Below are 20,095 nucleotides of genomic sequence, written 5' to 3'. Positions count from 1 at the left end.
TTTTCCTAGTTATATACTTTTCTTTCATAAAATCCTGCTTCACAAAAATTTCTATGATCAAACAAAGAATGTTTTGGTTTATTAATTAAGTTTAAATTGCCTAAATGCATATGGACAGCATATGAAAGTAAGCAATGTGTATAGCTTGTTGGATGGACACTATCCCAAAATAAACTTTTCGTAAAATTTAAATCTTTTTTTTCTATACAAAATAAATTTTTATTTGATTTAAATTGCCCCCATATTGGGTTTCTTTTAAAATCACCTTTATAACATGGCATTTGAATTGTATTTTTTTCAAAACCTTGGAATGAAAAATTACTATTTATATAAGTTAGATTGTAATTAAATGGAGTGTCATCAATGAAATTTTTTTGATTTATAAATTTTAATAATAAAGGATTTATATCAAAATAATAAATATGAGATCTTTGCGAATAAGCATTTAGAGCTTCAATTTTTTGTTTAAGTATAGAATTATGTATCTGAGAAATTTCTGACAATCTATAATAAATATCCTCCTTTTTTTTGAATTTTCCTGATGTAAAGTTGTAGTTATTATTTAATATAGCTTCAGGTGTCATACCAATATCAGGCAAGCTCATTACTAAAAAATTTTTCGCACTAGATTTTTGTAGTTTTGTAATACTATTCATTATATTATTTACTATATTTTCACTAAATTGATAGGAATCATTATCAATTAATTTTGTAAATTCTTTTTGACTGTTCATACTCTCTAAATAATCATTACCACCAATCCAAATAATATAAAGAGTTTCTTCTGGAGATTGTATGATTTGACTACTATTGAATGAATTTCAATTTAAATAATGCTTGATATAACTATTAATGTAATTTGTCATTCCTCCTGTGATTAAATTACGTACACCAGATTTTAAATAAGAAACAAACTTATATACGGGTAAATTAATATCAGAACTACTTTTTGCTCCTCCATAAGCAAAATTTAATATTGGCAATTCTGTCATAAAACTAAAATAATCCCCCCATACTAATCCATTGCTAAACCTACCTTTAAAGTAAGGTTCTCCAGGTAAATAATGAGTAAATTCTTTTAAATTTCCATTATCAGATAAGCTATCTCCAAATATCACAAGTCGTTTTATAATATTTTTTTTAGTTGGATTTGTGAATAATATTGGATATTCCTTTATTTGTATATTTTCTTGAAATGAAGCTTTAAAATCATAAAGTTTAAAAACATTATTTTTTTTAGAAGATTGATTTTTTAAATAGATTACCCGATTGCAACTTTCAATCGCATTTTCATAAGTTAACTTTGTTTCTAAAAAAAATCCGTCTTCAGTGTGTCCATTTAATGTTAAATATTTTGAAGCATCAGAATCATTATCAATACCCCAATAAAATGAAAAATTAGAATTTTCATATAAAATTTTATCTGCACCACTTTCGCTATCTGTATTATTTAAATCATAAAAGTAACATGAAAGAAAAAATTGATTTGGAATTTTAGAATCTGTAGATGTGAGAGTTACTTTATTAGGTCTTCCGTTTGAATTTGAAAAATTACCGTTGCCAAGTTGTCCTTGATAATTATTACCCCAACAATAAATAGAACCATTAGATTTTAATCCACAAGAATGTAGCCCTCCAGACGATACAAATTTCATATCAAGCATATTTGGAACTTCAATTGGTGTTGGATGAACGGAACTTTTTGTTATTTTTCCTAATTGAAAATTATTGTTTGAATTGCTTCCCCAACAGTCAATTGTTCCATTATTTATTAAAGCACAAGCATGATTTTCTCCAACACTTACCATTAATACGTCTTGAAGAGTTTCCATTTTAGTTGGCATTAATATTTTTGCATTTTTATTTTCAAGTGAATTTTCTATTCCGACTTGAGAAAAACTATTGTCTCCCCAACAAAATACAAAATTATCTTTTGTTGTAGCACAGGTAGTTGAACCACCTGCAGATATTTCTCGTACATTTTTTAAATTTTGAACTAAATTAACAGATACTTTATTTTGAATTCTTTTATTTCCAATTTGGCCACTGCGGTTATCTCCCCAACAAAAAACTTCACCTTTTAAATGCAAAGCACAGGTGTGATTATTGCCAGATGAGATCATTGTAATTTTAGAAAGGTGAGGTATTTGAATTGGTATACTAGATTCTTCAATTGTGTTTGAGGCTAATTGACCTTCACTATTATCTCCCCAACAAAAAACTTCACCCGAGTTATTTAAGGCGCACGAGTGATTTTCTCCTAAAGATACAGATTTGATATTTTTAAAATTTGCTATTTCTCTCCAAGAGCTTATTTTTACATTAGTTGCTTGAATAGATTCTCCGGTTTGTCCAAAAGAATTATTTCCCCAGCACTGAACAGTTCCCGTTTTTTTTACGGCGCAGCTATGTTGTCCTCCAGCTGAGATATGAATTGCATCTATAATATTAGGAACTCTTCTAGGAATATTTGAATCGTTGCCAAGGCTACCTAATTGATAGTTTAAATTATCTCCCCAGCAAAAAACCTCCCCCATTTTTAAGCTACAAGTATGTCTTTTTCCTGAAGAGATTTCTTGGTTATCCTTAAAATCATAAGAATATGAGTAAGATTTATTAATATAAATTATACATAAAAAGATAAGGTTTAAGAAATAAAATATTTTCATAAGTCATTCTCCCAAATGACCACTTTTTTAATATTTGAATTAAATTCAGTAAGAGAAAATAATTTATTATTTTGTCCACAATGTTCTATTATTTGTGAAGCAGTAATATCTGAATCTTTTCTATTCCAAATAACATCTAAAGTTTGATATTCATCATTAATTGCCTTGTCTATTAGCGTGTAAACAGTTGGCCATTGATTTATAAAATTTGATAACCAAATTCCAATATTAACATTTTTAATTTTTGACTTATAATCCTTACGGCAATGTAACTCCATTGTTTCATCATTTATTTCATAATTATCTTTGTCTAATAAAATAAAGCGTAATTTTTTATCGTTTTTAAAAATATGATTGTCAATATCTTTTTTTATGAATGATGCATTATTAATTGCAAACATTTCTATGCCCGAGTTATAAGTTGCTACATGCTCACCAATAGATAAGTTTTTTAATGATTCATCTATTGGAGAAAAATAATCGCTTGAAAAAGTATTATATTTTGAAATGCAATTATGAAGATTATGTGAGCTATTGCAATCAGAAAAATATTCGTCAATAGTTTTGACATTATTTTGAGCATTATTTAAATTTTGGTTGTAATAGTTTAACTCATTTTGCGATAAATGTTTTGATTGTTCATGCTCTAATACTAATTTTACTTTAGTATAGATACTAGAACTCGTTTCTTTAATATTAGAAAGATTTTTTGAAAATTTAGTATAGTCTAGACCAAAATTAAAATGATCACTATAATACTCCCCTTTTTCATTTAATATTAATATTTTTGAATATGGAGTAGATTTAATTTCGGACGTTACCCATACACTTTCGTTATTTGAGTCTAATTGTGTTAAAAATTCATTTGAAAAATAATTGTTAATTGTTTCAAAAATTTGATTACATTGCTCTATTTGATTTAAGTTACAAACATTTTTTTTAAGAATTGATTGCAATTGCTTAAAATCTCCACCAAGTTGCGTTCCTGAAATTGTTATTTTTATAGATTTTTTAATTTTATCATCAATATTACTGAATGATGTTGAATTATTAGCACCAATTTCTTCAAATATGTTTTTATTTGCTCCTATTGTTGATTCAAAAGCATCCTTTGATGCTTTATTTTTAAAATCCATCCTTGCAGTTATGACAAGAAAAGCAGATAGTTTTTGAGATTCAATAATTTCATCTCCACATACTTTTATAAATTCAGACTTTGTTTTATCAAAAATAGATTTATAAAAATCATTTATTTTATAACCAGGTATAGACGAATCAGTTTTCTTTAAAATATTTTTTCCATTTGTAACATTTGCAATTAGAGTTACTGTAGAACTTGAATCATTTGTATCCAACATTTGTAGATAACTTGAATCAATTGAGACTTCACCTTGTGGTCCATGAATTTTTCCGTTCGTATTTATATTTAATTTTTCATTTAAATCCTGTGAGGATAAATTATTAAAAAATGATACCTGTGATTTTCCATTAGGTATGAATTCGTGATATGTATTTTCAAGGCAACTATTTTTTATCGTTTTATCAATTGAGCTGAATCCTTTTCCGATAATACTGGAATGAGATTCAATTTGATGATTATCTAAAGAGCTATAATTGATTATATTTGCATCATCAATTTGTTTTTCATTATTTTTCTTATCTACAACACCGCAAGAAGAAATTAGGCATGAAAGTATAACACCTTTAAAGATTTTTTTTGTCATAATATTTCCTAACTTTTTATAGAAGTATCAAATTTTAAAAAATAATTAGGGCAGAGAAAATTATAATAAATATTAAATTGTAAATTATTAATATAAATATAGAAGTTACTATTATTTATATTATTTTAAAAAAGATCTACTAGGATGATTTCAATTCACAGTTATTATAAAAAAGAATATTAGTCAACTTTTTTTTATAATTTTATAAATAAATTAATGAATAGCTTAATATTTGTGTTTTTCTTATAAACACTTATAAAACGAAAGGTATTTTTATTTAATCGTTATTTTTAATTATAATATGAATCAAATTTAAAAACAAAGTTCTTAAATTTGATTCATATTAAAAAAATATAAATTAATTTTAAAAAAGGTCTTGACCTTCCCATGATGGGAAGGTGTATGCTTTCCTTTTAGGATTCAAAGGGGGGCCCTATGTTTTTTAATGCATTGATAAAGTTGAATAAAAACTCAAGAGATCCACTTATTTCTTATGAAAATGCGAAAGAAATGAGTATTTCTATAAGCGGAATGAGCTGTGCTTCTTGTGTAAATCATGTAGAAAAAGCATTGAAAGCAAAATCTGGAGTCTTGGAAGCTTCTGTTAATTTAGCCACAGAAAAAGCCAAAGTTAAGTATAATAATAGCATTACTCTAGACGAGATTTTATCTACAATAGATAATTTGGGTTATAAAGCTCAATTAATTGAAGATAATATTGATGAAATAAATGTAAAAAAAAAATATGAAAAATCTAATATATTAAACAACGAAACATTGAAATTGGTTGTGGCAATGTTAATTACTTTGCCGCTTTTAATTCCTATGGTATTAATGTTGTTCTCTATTCATTATGAATTAAATATTTGGCTTCAACTGATTTTAGCCACAATTATCCAATTTTATTTTGGAAAAAGATTTTATATATCTGCTTTAAAAGCTTTATTATCAAAAAGTTCTAATATGGACTTATTAGTATCTATTGGTACTTCTGCAGCATATGGGATGAGTTTATATCAATTCATATTTCATTCAGATTTAATAATAAATGGACAAGCCCATATTTATTTTGAAAGTTCTGCTGTTATTATTACGCTTGTCTTGTTTGGAAAGTGGTTAGAAGTTAGAGCAAAAAAGCGGACAACATCAGCTCTTGAGTCTTTGAATTCTCTTAGGCCGGAAAAAGCCTTAGTATATCGAAATCAACAAGAAATTTATATATTAACATCTGAAGTTATTATAGGCGATATTGTTTACGTAAAACCAGGTGAAAAAATTCCAATTGATGGAAAAATAATTGAAGGGGAAAGCCAAGTTGATGAATCTTTAATAACAGGAGAAAGTTTACCAATTGAAAAATCCATCGGCGATTTAGTAACTGCAGGAAGTATGAATGGAAGTGGATTTATTAAAGTAACTACACTTGCAGTTGGTAAAGAAACTTTGCTTTCAAAAATTATTCGACTTGTAGAAGATGCGCAAGCAAAAAAAGCACCTATTCAAAAGCTTGTTGATAAAGTAAGTTCTATATTTGTTCCAATTGTAGTTATTATTGGATTATTAACTTTTTTAATTTCGGGTTTACTTACAGGAAATTGGGAAGATTCTATATTTAAAGCAATTGCTGTATTGGTTATAGCATGTCCATGTGCTTTAGGCTTAGCAACTCCAACATCCATAATGGTTGGAACTGGTATGGCTGCAAAACAAGGAATATTAATAAAAGATGCTGAATCTCTTGAAGTTGCACATTCTGTTAAAATAGTAGCCTTTGATAAAACGGGAACTTTAACAATCGGAAAACCAAAACTTATAAAAGTGATTTCTCTTCATAGTGATGATATTGAAAATTTAAAAATAGTAGTTTCAATTCAATCAGGAAGTGAGCATCCATTAGCAAAATCCATTCTGCAATTTGGAAAAGAACATAATGTAATTCCCTTAAAAATAGAAAAAATTCAGTCTATTCATGGAAAAGGTGTTTTTGCATTAATTCAAAATAAAGAATATTATTTAGGAAGTAATCGTTTTTTAAATGATTTTAATATACATTTAGATAGTGAATATTTACTTGAGGTAGATAAGTTATCAAATGAAGGTGCGAGTGTTTCTTATTTAATTGAAAAAAATAATGAAAATTATATTTTAAGAAGCATCTACTTTTTTAGAGATACAATTAAAGAAAATGCTAAATTAACAATAGACTCACTAAAATCGATTGGAATTAAAACAGTAATGATTAGTGGTGATAATAAAGGTAGTGCAAATTTCATAGCAAAACAGCTTAATATTGATCAAGTTTTTTCTAATATTTTACCAAATGAAAAAGCTCAAATCATAAATGAATTGAAATCTCATAACACTAAAGTAGCAATGGTTGGAGATGGCATAAATGACGCACCTGCTTTAGCAGTGGCTGATATCGGAATTTCTATGGGATCAGGCACGGATGCTGCCATTCAAGCTTCTGGTATTGCATTAATGAATAATGATCCAAAATTAATATTTGATAGTATAGATATATCTAGAAAAACATATAACAAAATAAAACAAAACCTTTTCTGGGCTTTTATTTACAATATTATAGGAATTCCTCTTGCGGCTGCTGGGCTTTTAAATCCTATGCTCGCTGGGCTTGCAATGGCTTTTAGTAGTGTCAGTGTTATAGGAAATGCATTATTATTAAGAACATGGAAATCGAAATTAAAAATTCAGCACAAGAGTTTATTAAACAATGAAAAATATTTTTAACAATAAAAGTGAAAAGCATTTTAATATTGGTGAAGCTTCTAAAATATCTGGTATTCATTCAAAAATGATTCGGCACTATGAAACTATTGGAGTTCTAGTTAAGGTAAAACGCTCTGATTCTGGGTATCGCTTATATAATGAAATAGACATTCATAATTTAATTTTTATAAAGCAGGCTAGAGAACTAGGATTTTCATTGGAAGAAATCAAAAAGCTTTTAAATTTATGGCGTAATAAAAAACGATCAAGTTTTGATGTAAAAAAACTTGCTATGGCTCATATTGAAAAATTAAATCACAAAATAGCAGAATTAAAGATGATGAAAAATTCATTAGAAAATTTAGTTGATCATTGTCAAGGAAATGATCATCCTGATTGTCCTATATTAGAGGCAATTTCAATTAAAAAATAATTTTTGGTTATCTATATTAGTTAAATATTTTTAATATATCTTACTTTTATAAAAAATTTTTATGAATTAGTAAATCCATTGTTTTTGAAAAATTTAAAGTATAGAAGTTTTTTTTGATAATGGATTTCATTATCTATAAAAAATTAATTTATATTTACTCCATTAATATAGCTTTCATAAAAAATGAATTCTTCATATTTTCTTGAATTTGAAGTATTTTTTGTTATTAAAAGGAACTTTCATGAAGCTTTTTCCAATAAATAATATTATTTCTGTTTCATTTTTGTCTTTAATTTTACTAAATGTAGGATGTCACAAAAATGAAAAAAATAGCAATGATCCAATAAAAGATTCAAATATAAATTCATTAAGAAGCTCAAATGACTTTGCTGAAGATTTATTAAAATATAATGAAGAAGATAATTTGAAAGATTTTAATCAAATAGAATTAGAACAAAAAAAAATAATAGATTTTCATATTATGTATGATGAATATAATATTGAAATTAAGAAAGACCCAGCGAATGACTACTGGGATCTTTATGCAACAATTTATGTTGATCAAAAAATTCACGATATAAATATTTCAAAAAAATCTTTAGAAGAATTAGAAAATAAATTAAATGAAGAAATTATTACAAAAAAATCTGATGATATTCTTCAGCTTGAAAATGATTTTAATATTAAATTAGAATATAAGTCTCGTAATAAAATAAAAGTTACAGATTTATCAACGGGAAAAATTGATATTTATAAAAATATTGATGATATTAAAACTGTTTATAATGGCAATTCTTTTATTATGAAGAAGGCGAAAACAGTTAAATTTTTACTGAGAAAAATGAGAGGACGTGATTCACATAATAATGTTTTAAGTTTAAAAACAGATATAAAAAGTAGAGCACTTGTAATTGATGGTGCTGATGATCTCGCTTTTGCATTAGAAAACTCTGGTTTGCCTAAATATATTGAATTAACATTAAAATCTCAAATATATATGTTATTTGGTGGGGCTGTGTTTATTGGATATGAAGGAGCAAATCAAGAATTTAAAGATGTAGGACAAGAATATTCTGAGAGTGTAGAGAATATACAAAATATTAGAAAAGAGATTATTAAGAATATTGAGTTAGATTTAAATTTAAAATCAAACTTAAATGACTCTATTAATCAAAGTTCTGTCAATGATTCTAGTATTGAAAATTTAACTAAAATATCTGCAGAGAATTCAAATTTTAAATTAGAATTTTTAAATAAAATAAATGAATTTTTTAAGACAAATAAAATTCAAAAGCCAAATGATCTAAATAATTTATTTAAAGAATTGGCTTTCATGATTGAAAAGCAAAATAGAAATTTTTCAAATCAAAATACTTTAAAGCATCCTAATTTAAATAAATTTAAAAAAACGTTTGAAAAATTAAATGCCTTAGATACTATTTCAAAGCTTCCGCATACTGAGAGAGAAGTTGTTATATCAAATATTAATGACTTATATAAATTCCAAAATAGTTTGAATGATTCATTATCAAAGTATTTTGAATCATATACAATTTTACCAAATATTAAAAGTGGTTTAGCATACATGTATTATGGAATGCTTGCTTTAGAAGGAAAAACATTAACTGAGTTGATCGAATTGAAAGCAAAGAATTATAGTGGTGATTTATTAAAAATAGATTCTTTTAAAGATATTGCAGGAACAATAGGAACATTTGGAAATGTTTTGTTAGCTGCTGGACAAGCGCAAATGGTTATTGCTGGCCTTTCTCAATTTAAAGAAAATATAAAGGAAGTAAAAAGCCTAAATGCTTGGTTAGAAGAATTTAGAAATAGTAATTATTGGAATGAAGTCGAAAAATCTAACTTAGATTCAAAATCAAAACAAAAAATATTAGGTACTAAAAAAATAATTGAAGTTTTTTATAAAAGTAACAGAAATTGGATTTTAACACGTTCTGCTGGAGATACTTTAATTACAGCAGGTCAAGCTTTGATGTTTATTTCTAGTCCATTATTAGGAAACGAGCCAAATACAGCAATATTAGGAGCTGGTGCTACCATTTTAGGTGTAACAACTTCACAAGCGGCCGATCATTATATTGAAAATCATTTTAATTTTGATGATCCTGCTGAAAAATCTTTAGAAGCTAAAATTTCTGATGGTGAATCAGACTCCGCTGAATCGATTACCTATACAGAAAAGTTAATAGATAGATATGAACAACTTGTAGACCTTTCCAGAAAAAAAACACAAATTCGAGTTTGGCAAAAAATATATGATTATTTGATGCAAAATCCAAATATGGATTCAAATGAGATTGTAAGTAGTCTTAAGAATGATTGGGGTAAAAAAAATGTATCATTAAATAAATCTAAAGAACTTTATTATAAAGAAATTTATCTAAATACATTAGAAGAAATATTTCCGAAAGCAAACTCTGAAATATTTACTAAAAATTTAGACTTTATAAATAAAGCAAAACAATTATTATTAAATAGCAATGATTCTATTTCTTTTATAACGTTTGTTTCAACTCATTTAAAAGAGATACATTTAAAAATCCAAAATAATAATTATGATCCTTCTTCTGTAAGTTCAGAAAATATTTTTTTGAACTTATCAAAAGACACAAATGATCTTGTTAAAATAAAAAATATATTTAGTTTTTTTGATCAATTTGATATTTCTGCAGAATTTGATAGAAGAATAGTTAAAAAAATTATTTTACGTAATGGTTATTTTGGTTTTAGAGAGAAAGATGCGAGCATTAAACAGAAAATATCAGAAAGATATTTAAAAGTAATTTCAGTAAAAACAGACAAACAACCTTGGAATATTCCAAATCCAATGCCCGGTATTTTTGCATACTATTTTCCAGAAAAAATAATAAAGTCTGATATGTTTAAGAAACCATTGTTTTTTTCTCAAAAAACTAAAAAAATATACGTATTTGATAGAGAAAAGTTTATTGATGATATAAATAATTATGAAAATTTAGATACAACAAATAAAAAAATGGTCGACGAATTTTCTAGGCTTGTTTTTGATTTTAACAATTCTAATTATATTGATAATCAATTTCTAAATAAGGTTAATAAATTTAAAAATGCGTTTGGTAGAGAAACAAGGGATGTTTTTCATTTAGCTTATAATGGAATTGCAAAAAATATTTTTAAAACAGAGTCATTAAGACCATTAGTAGTAGGTGCGAAAGATCAAGTTGATCAATTTAATAATATAAATAATTTCAACTCAAATTTAAATTCAAAACAATCTAATTTTAAGAAATTCTCAAATTATACTTATAGTGGAATTAAAAAATTTTCATCCTTTGCAAATAAATATAATGTATTTATGAATTTTGTTTTAATGCCTAATACATTAAATCAAATTAAAGATTCAATTGAAAGTGGTGATGTTAAAAATGCTGTTATTGATTCCTCCAGTTTTGTATTTAATCAAACTGATTTAGCATTAGATTTAATTAGAAATATAGGAATGAAATCGTATTGGTCAAAACATCCTAAGACATTTCATAATCTAGGCTCATTGCAGGTTGTAATAAATTTTGCTGCAGCAGCTATTGATATTTATAAGGGTGATGATTTAATAAAAAAATCGAATTTAGTTGATGATATAAGAATAAAACAAGATTTACTTGTAAATGGTTCTTTTTCAATTGCAACAGGTACAACATCTTTAGCAACTGCTATCTTATTACCAATTTCAGCAAAGGTAGGACCTATAGGTACATCCATTGCATTTTCAATTATGTTTGCTCAAGGAACTTATAATTCTGTAAGAACTTCACAGCGTTTAAGAGAGCTTGGTTTTAATGAAACCGAAGTTGTGATGAATTCTATTTTTGATTTTTTTGGAGCATATAAAAAAGAGTTTGATCCGAAATATAATGTAAGTGAGCTTGAGTATTCATTTCATAATAAAATTATTCCAGGCATTTTAGAATCGAATAATAATAAATTTTTAGCAAATCCAAATGCAAGTGGATTGTTCTTTTTTAATAAAATTATTTATCCTGAAATAAAAGTATTTTTACCTTATACAGATTACGAAGTCTCAGGTGGTTTTCATAATTATGATGGTGAATTTGATTATCCAACATCTACGCCAGGTGAAAAATTGGAATCTGAGATGCATTTGTGTTTAACAAATAATATTTATACCCCTGTTGAAACATCTCAAAATGAAAAAATAAATTTACAGCAATTGCATAGCAATGCTATAAATCAATATTCTCAACATTTACAATTAAAAAATACAGTAATTAAAGCTAAAGAGGGAGGTCTATTTACAAGATATGGCAATGATACTATTCCTTGCCCTTCTGTTAATAAAACATTTTCTATGAAAGAAATCTTTGCAAATTCAAATTCAAGTCAAATTCCAGAAATTAGAAAAGCAAATTTATATTTTGTTGGGTTTGGTGATCAAGGCAAGCATGGAGATATGATTCATTCTATTATAGGCGATCCTTCTTCAATTAATTTATTTAATATCCATCCATCTTCTTATCTTGTTCATATAATGGGTGGTGAAAAAGAAGATATTTTTGAATTTTTTGATGTGGTTAAAGGTAAAAATAAAAATTTCAAATCAAATGGAATTATTGATGGTAAAGCAGGAATTGATACGATAACATTTAATAATTTTAAACCAGATCATAATGGTAAATTAAATATTTCTCTTAATGAAAAATTTACTTCTCAAGATTTTCCAGTTTTTAAAAATATTGAAAATGTAATTGGCTCACCTTTAAATGATATTATTCACGGAGATGAAAAAGACAATATAATATATGGACTCTTAGGAAATGATGAAATATACGGACACGAAGGAAACGACATTATATATCCTGGTAAAGGTAGTGATTTCTTAAAAGGTGGTTCAGGAAAGGATATTTATGTTGTTTTACAAAGCGACATCGAAAAAAATAATATTAAAATAATTGATAATGATGATCCGCTTTTCAATCTAAATCCTTCAGAAAATTTAGATGCTATTATGACAGATATTAAAAATTTATTTTCTAAAAAAGAAGGTTCTCATTTAATTTTAGGTTATATTGAAAATAATGTCTTTGTAGAATCAATAAAAATAAATAATTATTTTAATGGTGAATATTATCAGCATATTTATATCTCCGATTTGAAAGGAAATATTTTTATTTCTAGTCAAAACTCTCTTTACTCTGATGATATAAATTCAAATCAATTAGTGCCAATTAATACTTTGAAAATAAAAAATGAATTTATTAATATGAATGATATATCTTCAATTGAATATAAATTTAATAATATAATTGGATCAGATAAATCAGAAAAAATTATGGGAAATAAAGAAGATAATAGTATTTCTGGTAATGGCGGATACGATATTTTACATGGAAAAGCTGGAAAAGATTTATTATCAATTTATTTAAATAAAAAAATTGATAATAAGGATATTTCTAAATACCCTATTCTGAATGGGGGAACTCAATCAGATATGTATCTTATCAATATGAATAAAGATTCAGAAAACAATAAATATTTTTTAAAAATTGAAAATGAAGATATAAATGAAGAAAATGATTTTATTTTAATTAATGATCAAAGTAATAAAATAACATCTTTAAAATTTGATAAAATATCAGAAAAAAGAGGTATTGAAAATCATTTAAAAATGTCTATTTTTGACGATAAAAATAACGAATTTATAGTTATTATTGATAAATGGTTTGACTCTTCAAAATATAGGCATTTAGAAATTCAGGTTGGAGATTATTTAACAATTGATAGTACAATTTTAAATATGATACAAAATCATTTTGATAATAAAGAAAATGAATTCATAGAGTCATTTGTCTTTAATATTACGAACAGTGAATTTAAAACATTTAAAATTTTAAATCATTCCTTTAATCTTTTTAATGCAAATAAAATAAATGATGAATTTAAAGAAATTGATATTTCCGATTTAAATAATCCAAAATATAAAAAAGTAAAAATAAATAATGATTTGTTTATAAATATTAATAATAAGTCATTTATTTTAATAAAAGATTTTTATTTGATTAAGAAAAATATTGGATTAGTAGAAAATCATTTAAAATTAGTAAAACTTAATGAAAAAAATTGATATAATATATTTAGTCAAAAAGGGCGTTTGGATTTTTTAATTTCATTATTCTTGAAATACGAATAAATTTTAAAACGCCATTACTTCCAAGTATTCCAATTTCATCATCCGGGTTACAAAGACTTAATAAATTTTGTAAAGTAACTAATTGTGTGATGTTTAATTTAATTCCATCTATTTGGCTACGCGATATTTTAATAAATCCAAGAGCCGCTAAATGATCTCGAATTTTAGATTCATCACCTTCTTTTAAAATTTCTTTTGTTTCTTTAGATTGTAAAATTGGGTAACCTTCTTCTTTTAAATCATATATGGCATTAATATGCCACCATTCTTCTGTGGGATGCCACTTTCCGTCCGTAAGTATCCAGCCACTTATTTTATTCAGATATTTGGGTTCCTGCATTTGTAATAATTCCTTTTGGAATACAAGGCCATCCTCTAAAAGGAGAATGTACATCGAGTGTAAGAAATTCAGAATTTATTACTATCAAACCTGCAAGTAATCCCCAAGCGCTTTGTGCAGACATAGCAGCTAAAAAGACTTCAAGATCATTTGGAATTTCTTTTAAAAGAGATTCATGTATTCCTGCACTTCGTACAGCATAACGAAATTTTTCAAGATTTTTTATGATTCCATGGCGTTGTTTTGCGCCAAGAGAAATGCTTTTATAGGAATCAAATCGAGCATTTTCTACACCACATATTGAGCCCCATCCAACAGTACTTGCTTGTGAATTTGTTTCTAAAATGAGTGCATGAGGATAAAGTGACTGTAATTCACGAGCTATTCGAATTGATCTTGCTGTTAAAGGAGCTTTGCCACTAGAAAGAACAGCTTCAAACTCTAGACCACTTGAAAGAAGATTTTTTTCGAAATGATTTCGTGCAAAAATTTCAAAATAGCGGTCTACATAGGGTTGAGGGATACGAACTTTTTTAAATGTTTTTTTACTAAGTTCCCATTCTTTTCGCATAAGAGAAACTGCATTCGTAGGACAATCCATAGTTCCAGGACAAATTAACGTACAAGTTACACATGGTGGTAATGTAAGTGGGGCATCTATACAAAAAATATTTGCTCCACCATGGTCGCTAATGGATTGAATTAATCTTTTATCTGAATCTTGGTAAGAAGTAGCTCCGATATCTGGAGTGAACGCTTCCCAAAATAAGGGAGAGAGGCAATTTCTCCATTGATGCCCTGTTTCGTTAGGTTCAACAGGTAATTTTGGAAAGTAAGAATTTATTGTTTCTTTAAAAATATTATGTTCATTGCTTTTAGGTAGACCAGAAAGAATCCGCGATAGTAAAACAGATGTTCTTACTACCGCAGATTTTTTTGTATTCGTTCCTGCAAGGTGAATTCCGATTATTCTTAATTGCTCATCTTGCCTTACAAAAACCAAATTTATTTCCTTTAAAGTGTTGTAACCTTAACTATTTGGAGGAAGGATTACAGCTAAACTAGAACCATCGTCTCTGGCAACGAGTAAGAATATTGGTGAGTTTTCACCAGACTTCTTAGATTTCTTTAGTATCTCTTCTACATCTTTAGGAGAAGATACAGACTGTTTATTTACTTTAAGTATCACATCGCCTTTTCTTAATCCAGATTGTGCAGCAGGGCTTCCATTTTGAACACCAGCAATTAAAACACCTTTATCACCAGTCGATTTATTTGATAACATTAATCCATAATTAGATGCCTGTGTTTTTTCTTGTTTTGAATCGTTTGCATCATCGTCTGAATTTATTTCATTTTGATCAGTTTTACCTGGTAATTCCGCTACTTTTGCAGTTAATTGGATTGTTTTGCCTTCGCGTAAGATTCCAAGCTTAATTTCAGTTCCTGGTTTTAAGAAAATAATTTGGCGTTGAATATCTATGCTTGATTTAACAGCCTTATTATTAACGCTTTGAATAATATCATAAGGCTTTAATCCCGCAATGGCTGCTGGACTTTTTGGAACAGCCCTCATTACTAGAGCGCCTTCGGTATTTGGATCTATCTTCATTTCTTTCATGGCAGCAGGACCGAATTTATTTAGGTCATACATTTCTACACCTAAATAAACTTGTCTAAATTTACCATTATTAATGATGGAATCGGCAACAAGGCGAATTGTATTTGAAGGAATGGCAAAACCAATTCCAACACTTGTTCCATTTTTAGAATAAATAGCAGTGTTCATTCCAATAACTTGACCATCTAAGTTAACAAGAGGTCCACCAGAGTTACCAGGATTGATCGCTGCATCAGTTTGGATAAAACTATTTGCTCCCGTGATTCCTAAGGTATCGCTTGATCTTTGTACAGCACTTACAACACCCATTGTTAATGTTTGTGGAAGTTCAAACGGCGCACCAAGTGCAATAGCCCAATCACCAACTTCAACTTCATCTGAATTTGCTAAGCTAACTTGTTTCAATTCATTCGAAGGTTTAAAGTCTTCCAATTTAAGTACTGAAATATCTACATTTTTAGCAGTTCCAACAACTTTTGCTTTATATTTACGATTATCATAGGTTGTTACTGTAATTTTATCAGCGCCTTCAATAACATGGTTATTTGTAATGATATAACCATTTTTTAAATCAACAATAAAACCAGAACCGCCATCTGTTTCAACGGATTGTCTTTTTTCTCTTTGTTGTCCGTTTGGACCTTTGAATTGAGGAGGCATAAATGGGAAAAAGAAATCTTCTGGAAACGGCATTTCATTTTGTCTAACAGTTACTTTTTTTTCAGCAGTAATAAAAACGAGAGCCGGACGGCTTTCCTTTGCTATTCCTGAAAAGACTCTTTTAAAAGACTTTAAAAAAGCAGAATCTGGATTTGGGGTTGGTGGAACCGCTGAGGGTAGAGAATACCCATTTGATGCTTGTGCGGTTAAGTTTTGCGTTATGTTTGTTACTTGGTTTGGATATAAAATTAACATGCCAGCACTTGCAACACCAAATAGTGCTGCGATGGAAACCCCTGCAACTATTATATTTTTTGCTCTTGCTTTCATAAAATTTGTTACCTTTTTTGAACTATGGTTAGTAGAATTCATTATAACCTCCTAATATTATAATATTTATTTCCTCTTTAAGATTTTGGGAAATGAATAGTTCAAAAGATTTATATCAGAAGTCTAATACAGAAGTCGATAGAGAATATTTTTAAAAAAACATAAAAAACAATATATAAAACAATAATATTAATATATTAAACAACTTTACCACTTATGTAGAAATATATATAAGTGATGAAGTTGTCTTTTTTTTTTACATCATACAAAATGAAAGTTCATTTTTTATAAAATAGAAAAAGAATGATAAATTTTTAAATATAAATTGTTTACTTAAAAAAATTGAGTTAAAAATAAGGAATCCAAATTGTCTTTTGTTTTTAATTTGTGAATTATTCATCGGAGAACTAAATTATATTCAGAAATTAAGATTAATTTTTCAATCAATGTAGGATATTTTTAAATAAAAGAAAATCAGAATTGTTTTTCAATTGTTAAAGGTGAAAATAAATAATGATAAAAAAAATAATATTTTATATTTTTATGATGTTATCGTTTAATTTGAATGCATTAGAAAAAAATATTTTAAGTGAAATTAAAGAAAATGGTGAACTTAGAGTTTGTACAACTGCAGGCTATGCCCCTTTTGAAGTAAAAACTTCAAAAGGAAAATGGGTTGGTTTTGATATTAAAATGTTTGAAGAGTTTTCAAAAAAACTTGGTGTTCAATTGTCTATGATTGATATGAGATGGGAAGGAGTTTTTCCTGCTTTATTATCCAAAAAATGTGAATTTATAACTGGTGGAATGTCCATTACAGAAGAAAGAAAAAAAGTAATTCATTTTAGCGATATAATTTATAAAAGTGGGAATTCAATTGTTATTTTAAGTAAAGATGAAAAAAAATATAAGAATCTAACAGACCTCGATCAAAAAAATGTTAAAATAGCGGTTAAAACTGGGAATACGGGTGATTTTGTATTACAAAAATCTCTTAAAAATGCAAAAATTTTAAGATTTGATACCAATGCCGATATGCTCACGGCTGTTTTAAAAGGAAGAGCCGATGCTTTTGTTCAAGATACGATTTATGCCTTTATGGCGTCTAATGAAAATAAAGGAAAATTATATATTATTCCTGAAAAATTAAATTATGAAGATCTTGCTGTTGGAATAAGGAAACAAGATGAAGATCTCCTTAAAGAGTTTAATTCTTTTTTTGCAGATTGGAAAAAATCAGGTGGATATGCGAAGGCGGTTCAATATTATATTGAGTCAGATAAATGGATGGAAGAGTTAAAAAGGTAATTAAATATAATCCCCAAACAAAGTTTCTTGCTGCAAATCTTTTTTATTAATTACATTTGAAACCGAAACACCCATTAATCGCAATGGTACTTTTTCACAATTCATTTCTTCTAATAATTGTAAAGATATTTTCTCAAGAATATTTTTTTCAAAAAAATATAAGGGAAAACTTTTTGATTTTGTTTTCACTGTAAAATTTGAATATTTAATTTTAATTGTTACAGTTTTAAATGAGATATTTTTCTTTAATAAATATTCGCTTAAACTTGCAACCATTTTTTTAAGCATATTTATTTTATCAGAATAATTTATAATGTCTTTGATAAATGTTTCTTCTTCACCGTATGATTTTCTTACATGGGTTGTAATGACTTCCGATTCATCAATGCCACAAGCTTTGTCATAAACCCATTCGGCATTTGGACCAAAATTTTCAATAATATAATTTTTACCAATACGAAATACATCAGAACAAGTAAACAAATTATGACTTGCAAATTTTCTTGAAGTAACAGGACCAATAAAGGGAACTTTTTTTAGGGGAAGAGTTTGCATAAAGGGAAAACAAAATTGGGGTTTAATAACAGCAAATCCATTCGGTTTATTTAGATCGGAAGCAATTTTTGCAATCATTTTATTAGGAGCAATTCCTGCTGAAGCGGTTAATTTTGTTTTAAGAAATATTTCGTGTCTTATATTTTCAGCAATTTTAGTAGCCGAAGTTTGGTGAGAGATGTTTGTTACGTCTAAGTAGGCTTCATCTAAAGACATAGGCTCTATTATGGAGCAATAATTTGTTAATATTTTAAAAACTTCGGCAGATGCACTAGAATAAGCATCGAATCTTGGTTTTAAAAAAATAGCTTGAGGGCAAAGTTTTTTTGCTTGAGCGGAAGACATGGCAGAATGAATGCCAAACTTTCGTGCTTCATAAGAAGCTGTGGCAACAACTCCTCTTTCATTGGGCATGCCACCAATAATAAGAGGTTGTCCTTTTAAACGAGGGTTATCTCTTATTTCAACAGCAGCAAAAAAAGCATCAAGATCAAAATGAATGATTTTTCTTTTTAATAAAGAGGGATGAATAATTTGTTGCAAGTTACTATCATTCAAAATAAAAATCCGTTTCCGTAAAATTACAGTTGCGCAAGAAGAATACTCAAATAAAAAACTCTTTTATAAGTTATTTAAATTTTATGCAAGTTAGATTATTTATTACAATATTTAAATATATGAATTTAAAATAATTTTTCTTCAATCACCATAGATAATTCTATGCTATTTTGAGCAGCTCTTTGCCGCTCTAAGGTACCACAATTTAAGACTGTATTTTTAGAAAAAGGACCTAAATCATCATTTAAATAATATACTTTTACTGTTGAAATATCTTTTGAGCAATGCCAAATCATTCCTGCACACATTTTGCAAGGTTTTAAAGTTGTAAAGATCCGACAGTTCTCAGGTAACGGCTGATTAAATTTAGTATAATAATTTTGAATTAAGTTTACTTCTGCGTGTTTCGCTTTGTTTTTAGAGCTTTCATTTATTCCAATTGATAATATTTCATTATCTTTAGAAACTAAAATAGCAGCAATTTTTCTATCGGAAAGATAGAGTTCTGATTGCAAAGAAATATCATTTGCTATTGTTTCTGTTAATTTTAAAAATTCAATATTTTTTAAATTTTTATGCTCTGGTATTTGTGGCCATTTCATTTTCGTATTTTCGGATATAGGATAAATGATTTCTTGAAAATTAAAAGAAATTGAGATGTCATGATCTTTAGGAATGAGTGGAGTGAAAAATCTTTTGGCAGTAACTTTAACCATACCATGACACATTTCTGTCGCAGTATATGATGCATAAATTTTTTTTCGAAGTATAAAAAAAGATTTTTCTGGATAAAAATGATGAATTCCTTGAATTAAAGTGGTAATTGCCGATATTGGTGTTTTTGGAATAAAATGATTTACAGAATAATAAACTGTATTTTCAAAAATTAAAAAGGCTATATTTTTTTGAAATTTATGAATTAAATCATACATTATTTTTTCTGTTAAATGAATCATATT

General features: G+C 27.1%; 12 protein-coding genes. 4 read left to right on the top strand and 8 right to left on the bottom strand.

Translation table 11 applies throughout. The features are described 5' to 3' along the window. Nucleotides 1-5: 5 nt before the first annotated feature. The 3 genes from GCL60_RS14435 to GCL60_RS14425 are packed head-to-tail and all read right to left on the bottom strand — an operon-like array spanning nt 6 to nt 4,393. Nucleotides 6-767: an SGNH/GDSL hydrolase family protein gene (locus tag GCL60_RS14435; RefSeq protein ID WP_272914832.1), complete on the bottom strand. Its 762-nt coding sequence runs from the start codon at nt 765-767 to the stop codon at nt 6-8. Between the two features lie 54 nt (nt 768-821). Next, on the bottom strand, nt 822-2,669 hold the full coding sequence (locus GCL60_RS14430; protein ID WP_153421382.1) for an RCC1 domain-containing protein: 1,848 nt from the start codon (nt 2,667-2,669) through the stop codon (nt 822-824). Further along, the gene (locus tag GCL60_RS14425; RefSeq protein ID WP_153421381.1) at nt 2,666-4,393 is read right to left on the bottom strand and encodes a hypothetical protein; all 1,728 of its coding nucleotides are present in this window, start codon (nt 4,391-4,393) and stop codon (nt 2,666-2,668) included. The genes GCL60_RS14430 and GCL60_RS14425 overlap by 4 nt, the downstream gene beginning before the upstream one ends. A gap of 435 nt (nt 4,394-4,828) precedes the next feature. Between GCL60_RS14425 and GCL60_RS14420 the strand changes: the two genes are divergently transcribed. The 3 genes from GCL60_RS14420 (at nt 4,829) to GCL60_RS14410 (ending at nt 13,698) form a co-directional block, all read left to right on the top strand. Continuing rightward, entirely contained in the window at nt 4,829-7,144 is a 2,316-nt protein-coding gene (locus GCL60_RS14420; RefSeq protein ID WP_202614037.1) for a heavy metal translocating P-type ATPase, read from the top strand. Further along, nucleotides 7,128-7,556, top strand: a complete 429-nt coding sequence (gene cueR, locus GCL60_RS14415) for a Cu(I)-responsive transcriptional regulator (protein ID WP_153421380.1) — start codon at nt 7,128-7,130, stop codon at nt 7,554-7,556. Before GCL60_RS14420 ends, cueR begins: the two co-directional genes overlap by 17 nt. Nucleotides 7,557-7,797: 241 nt before the next feature. Then, complete coding sequence (locus GCL60_RS14410) at nt 7,798-13,698, top strand: calcium-binding protein (protein WP_153421379.1); 5,901 nt, start codon at nt 7,798-7,800, stop codon at nt 13,696-13,698. A gap of 10 nt (nt 13,699-13,708) precedes the next feature. Here the strand turns inward: GCL60_RS14410 and GCL60_RS14405 are convergent, their stop codons facing one another. Genes GCL60_RS14405 through GCL60_RS14395 form a run of 3 tightly spaced genes read right to left on the bottom strand, consistent with a single transcriptional unit; the run spans nt 13,709 to nt 16,757 of the window. Continuing rightward, entirely contained in the window at nt 13,709-14,104 is a 396-nt protein-coding gene (locus tag GCL60_RS14405) for a hypothetical protein (protein ID WP_153421378.1), read from the bottom strand. Further along, complete coding sequence (locus GCL60_RS14400; protein WP_153421377.1) at nt 14,079-15,107, bottom strand: hypothetical protein; 1,029 nt, start codon at nt 15,105-15,107, stop codon at nt 14,079-14,081. The genes GCL60_RS14405 and GCL60_RS14400 overlap by 26 nt, the downstream gene beginning before the upstream one ends. A 27-nt stretch (nt 15,108-15,134) precedes the next feature. Next, complete coding sequence (locus GCL60_RS14395) at nt 15,135-16,757, bottom strand: Do family serine endopeptidase (protein WP_153421376.1); 1,623 nt, start codon at nt 16,755-16,757, stop codon at nt 15,135-15,137. 471 nt (nt 16,758-17,228) lie between these two features. Here GCL60_RS14395 and GCL60_RS14390 point away from each other — a divergent pair, with 471 nt between their 5' ends. Continuing rightward, nucleotides 17,229-18,023, top strand: a complete 795-nt coding sequence (locus GCL60_RS14390; protein ID WP_153421375.1) for a transporter substrate-binding domain-containing protein — start codon at nt 17,229-17,231, stop codon at nt 18,021-18,023. Here the strand turns inward: GCL60_RS14390 and dinB are convergent, their stop codons facing one another. Then, nucleotides 18,024-19,136, bottom strand: coding sequence for a DNA polymerase IV (gene dinB, locus GCL60_RS14385; protein ID WP_161998231.1), 1,113 nt, complete (start codon nt 19,134-19,136; stop codon nt 18,024-18,026). It abuts the gene before it with no gap. Between the two features lie 125 nt (nt 19,137-19,261). Continuing rightward, nucleotides 19,262-20,092 carry a Bd3614 family nucleic acid deaminase gene (locus tag GCL60_RS14380; protein ID WP_153421373.1) on the bottom strand — a complete coding sequence of 277 codons (831 nt, stop codon included), beginning with the start codon at nt 20,090-20,092 and terminating at the stop codon, nt 19,262-19,264. Nucleotides 20,093-20,095 lie beyond the last annotated feature (3 nt).

The organism is Silvanigrella paludirubra (assembly GCF_009208775.1).
GTDB classification, from domain to species: Bacteria; Bdellovibrionota_B; Oligoflexia; order Silvanigrellales; family Silvanigrellaceae; genus Silvanigrella; species Silvanigrella paludirubra.
Note: the sequence above shows the minus strand (reverse complement) of the source record. Positions and strands in the feature narration are given on the sequence as shown.

Bases quoted from the DNA above. Each gene is read 5' to 3' on its own strand.
- GCL60_RS14395 (WP_153421376.1), bottom strand. From the start codon at position 16,757: ATGAATTCTACTAACCATAGTTCAAAAAAGGTAACAAATTTTATGAAA.
- GCL60_RS14420 (WP_202614037.1), top strand. From the start codon at position 4,829: ATGTTTTTTAATGCATTGATAAAGTTGAATAAAAACTCAAGAGATCCA.
- GCL60_RS14425 (WP_153421381.1), bottom strand. From the start codon at position 4,393: ATGACAAAAAAAATCTTTAAAGGTGTTATACTTTCATGCCTAATTTCT.
- GCL60_RS14390 (WP_153421375.1), top strand. From the start codon at position 17,229: ATGATAAAAAAAATAATATTTTATATTTTTATGATGTTATCGTTTAAT.
- cueR (WP_153421380.1), top strand. From the start codon at position 7,128: ATGAAAAATATTTTTAACAATAAAAGTGAAAAGCATTTTAATATTGGT.
- GCL60_RS14380 (WP_153421373.1), bottom strand. From the start codon at position 20,092: ATGATTCATTTAACAGAAAAAATAATGTATGATTTAATTCATAAATTT.
- GCL60_RS14430 (WP_153421382.1), bottom strand. From the start codon at position 2,669: ATGAAAATATTTTATTTCTTAAACCTTATCTTTTTATGTATAATTTAT.
- GCL60_RS14410 (WP_153421379.1), top strand. From the start codon at position 7,798: ATGAAGCTTTTTCCAATAAATAATATTATTTCTGTTTCATTTTTGTCT.
- GCL60_RS14405 (WP_153421378.1), bottom strand. From the start codon at position 14,104: ATGCAGGAACCCAAATATCTGAATAAAATAAGTGGCTGGATACTTACG.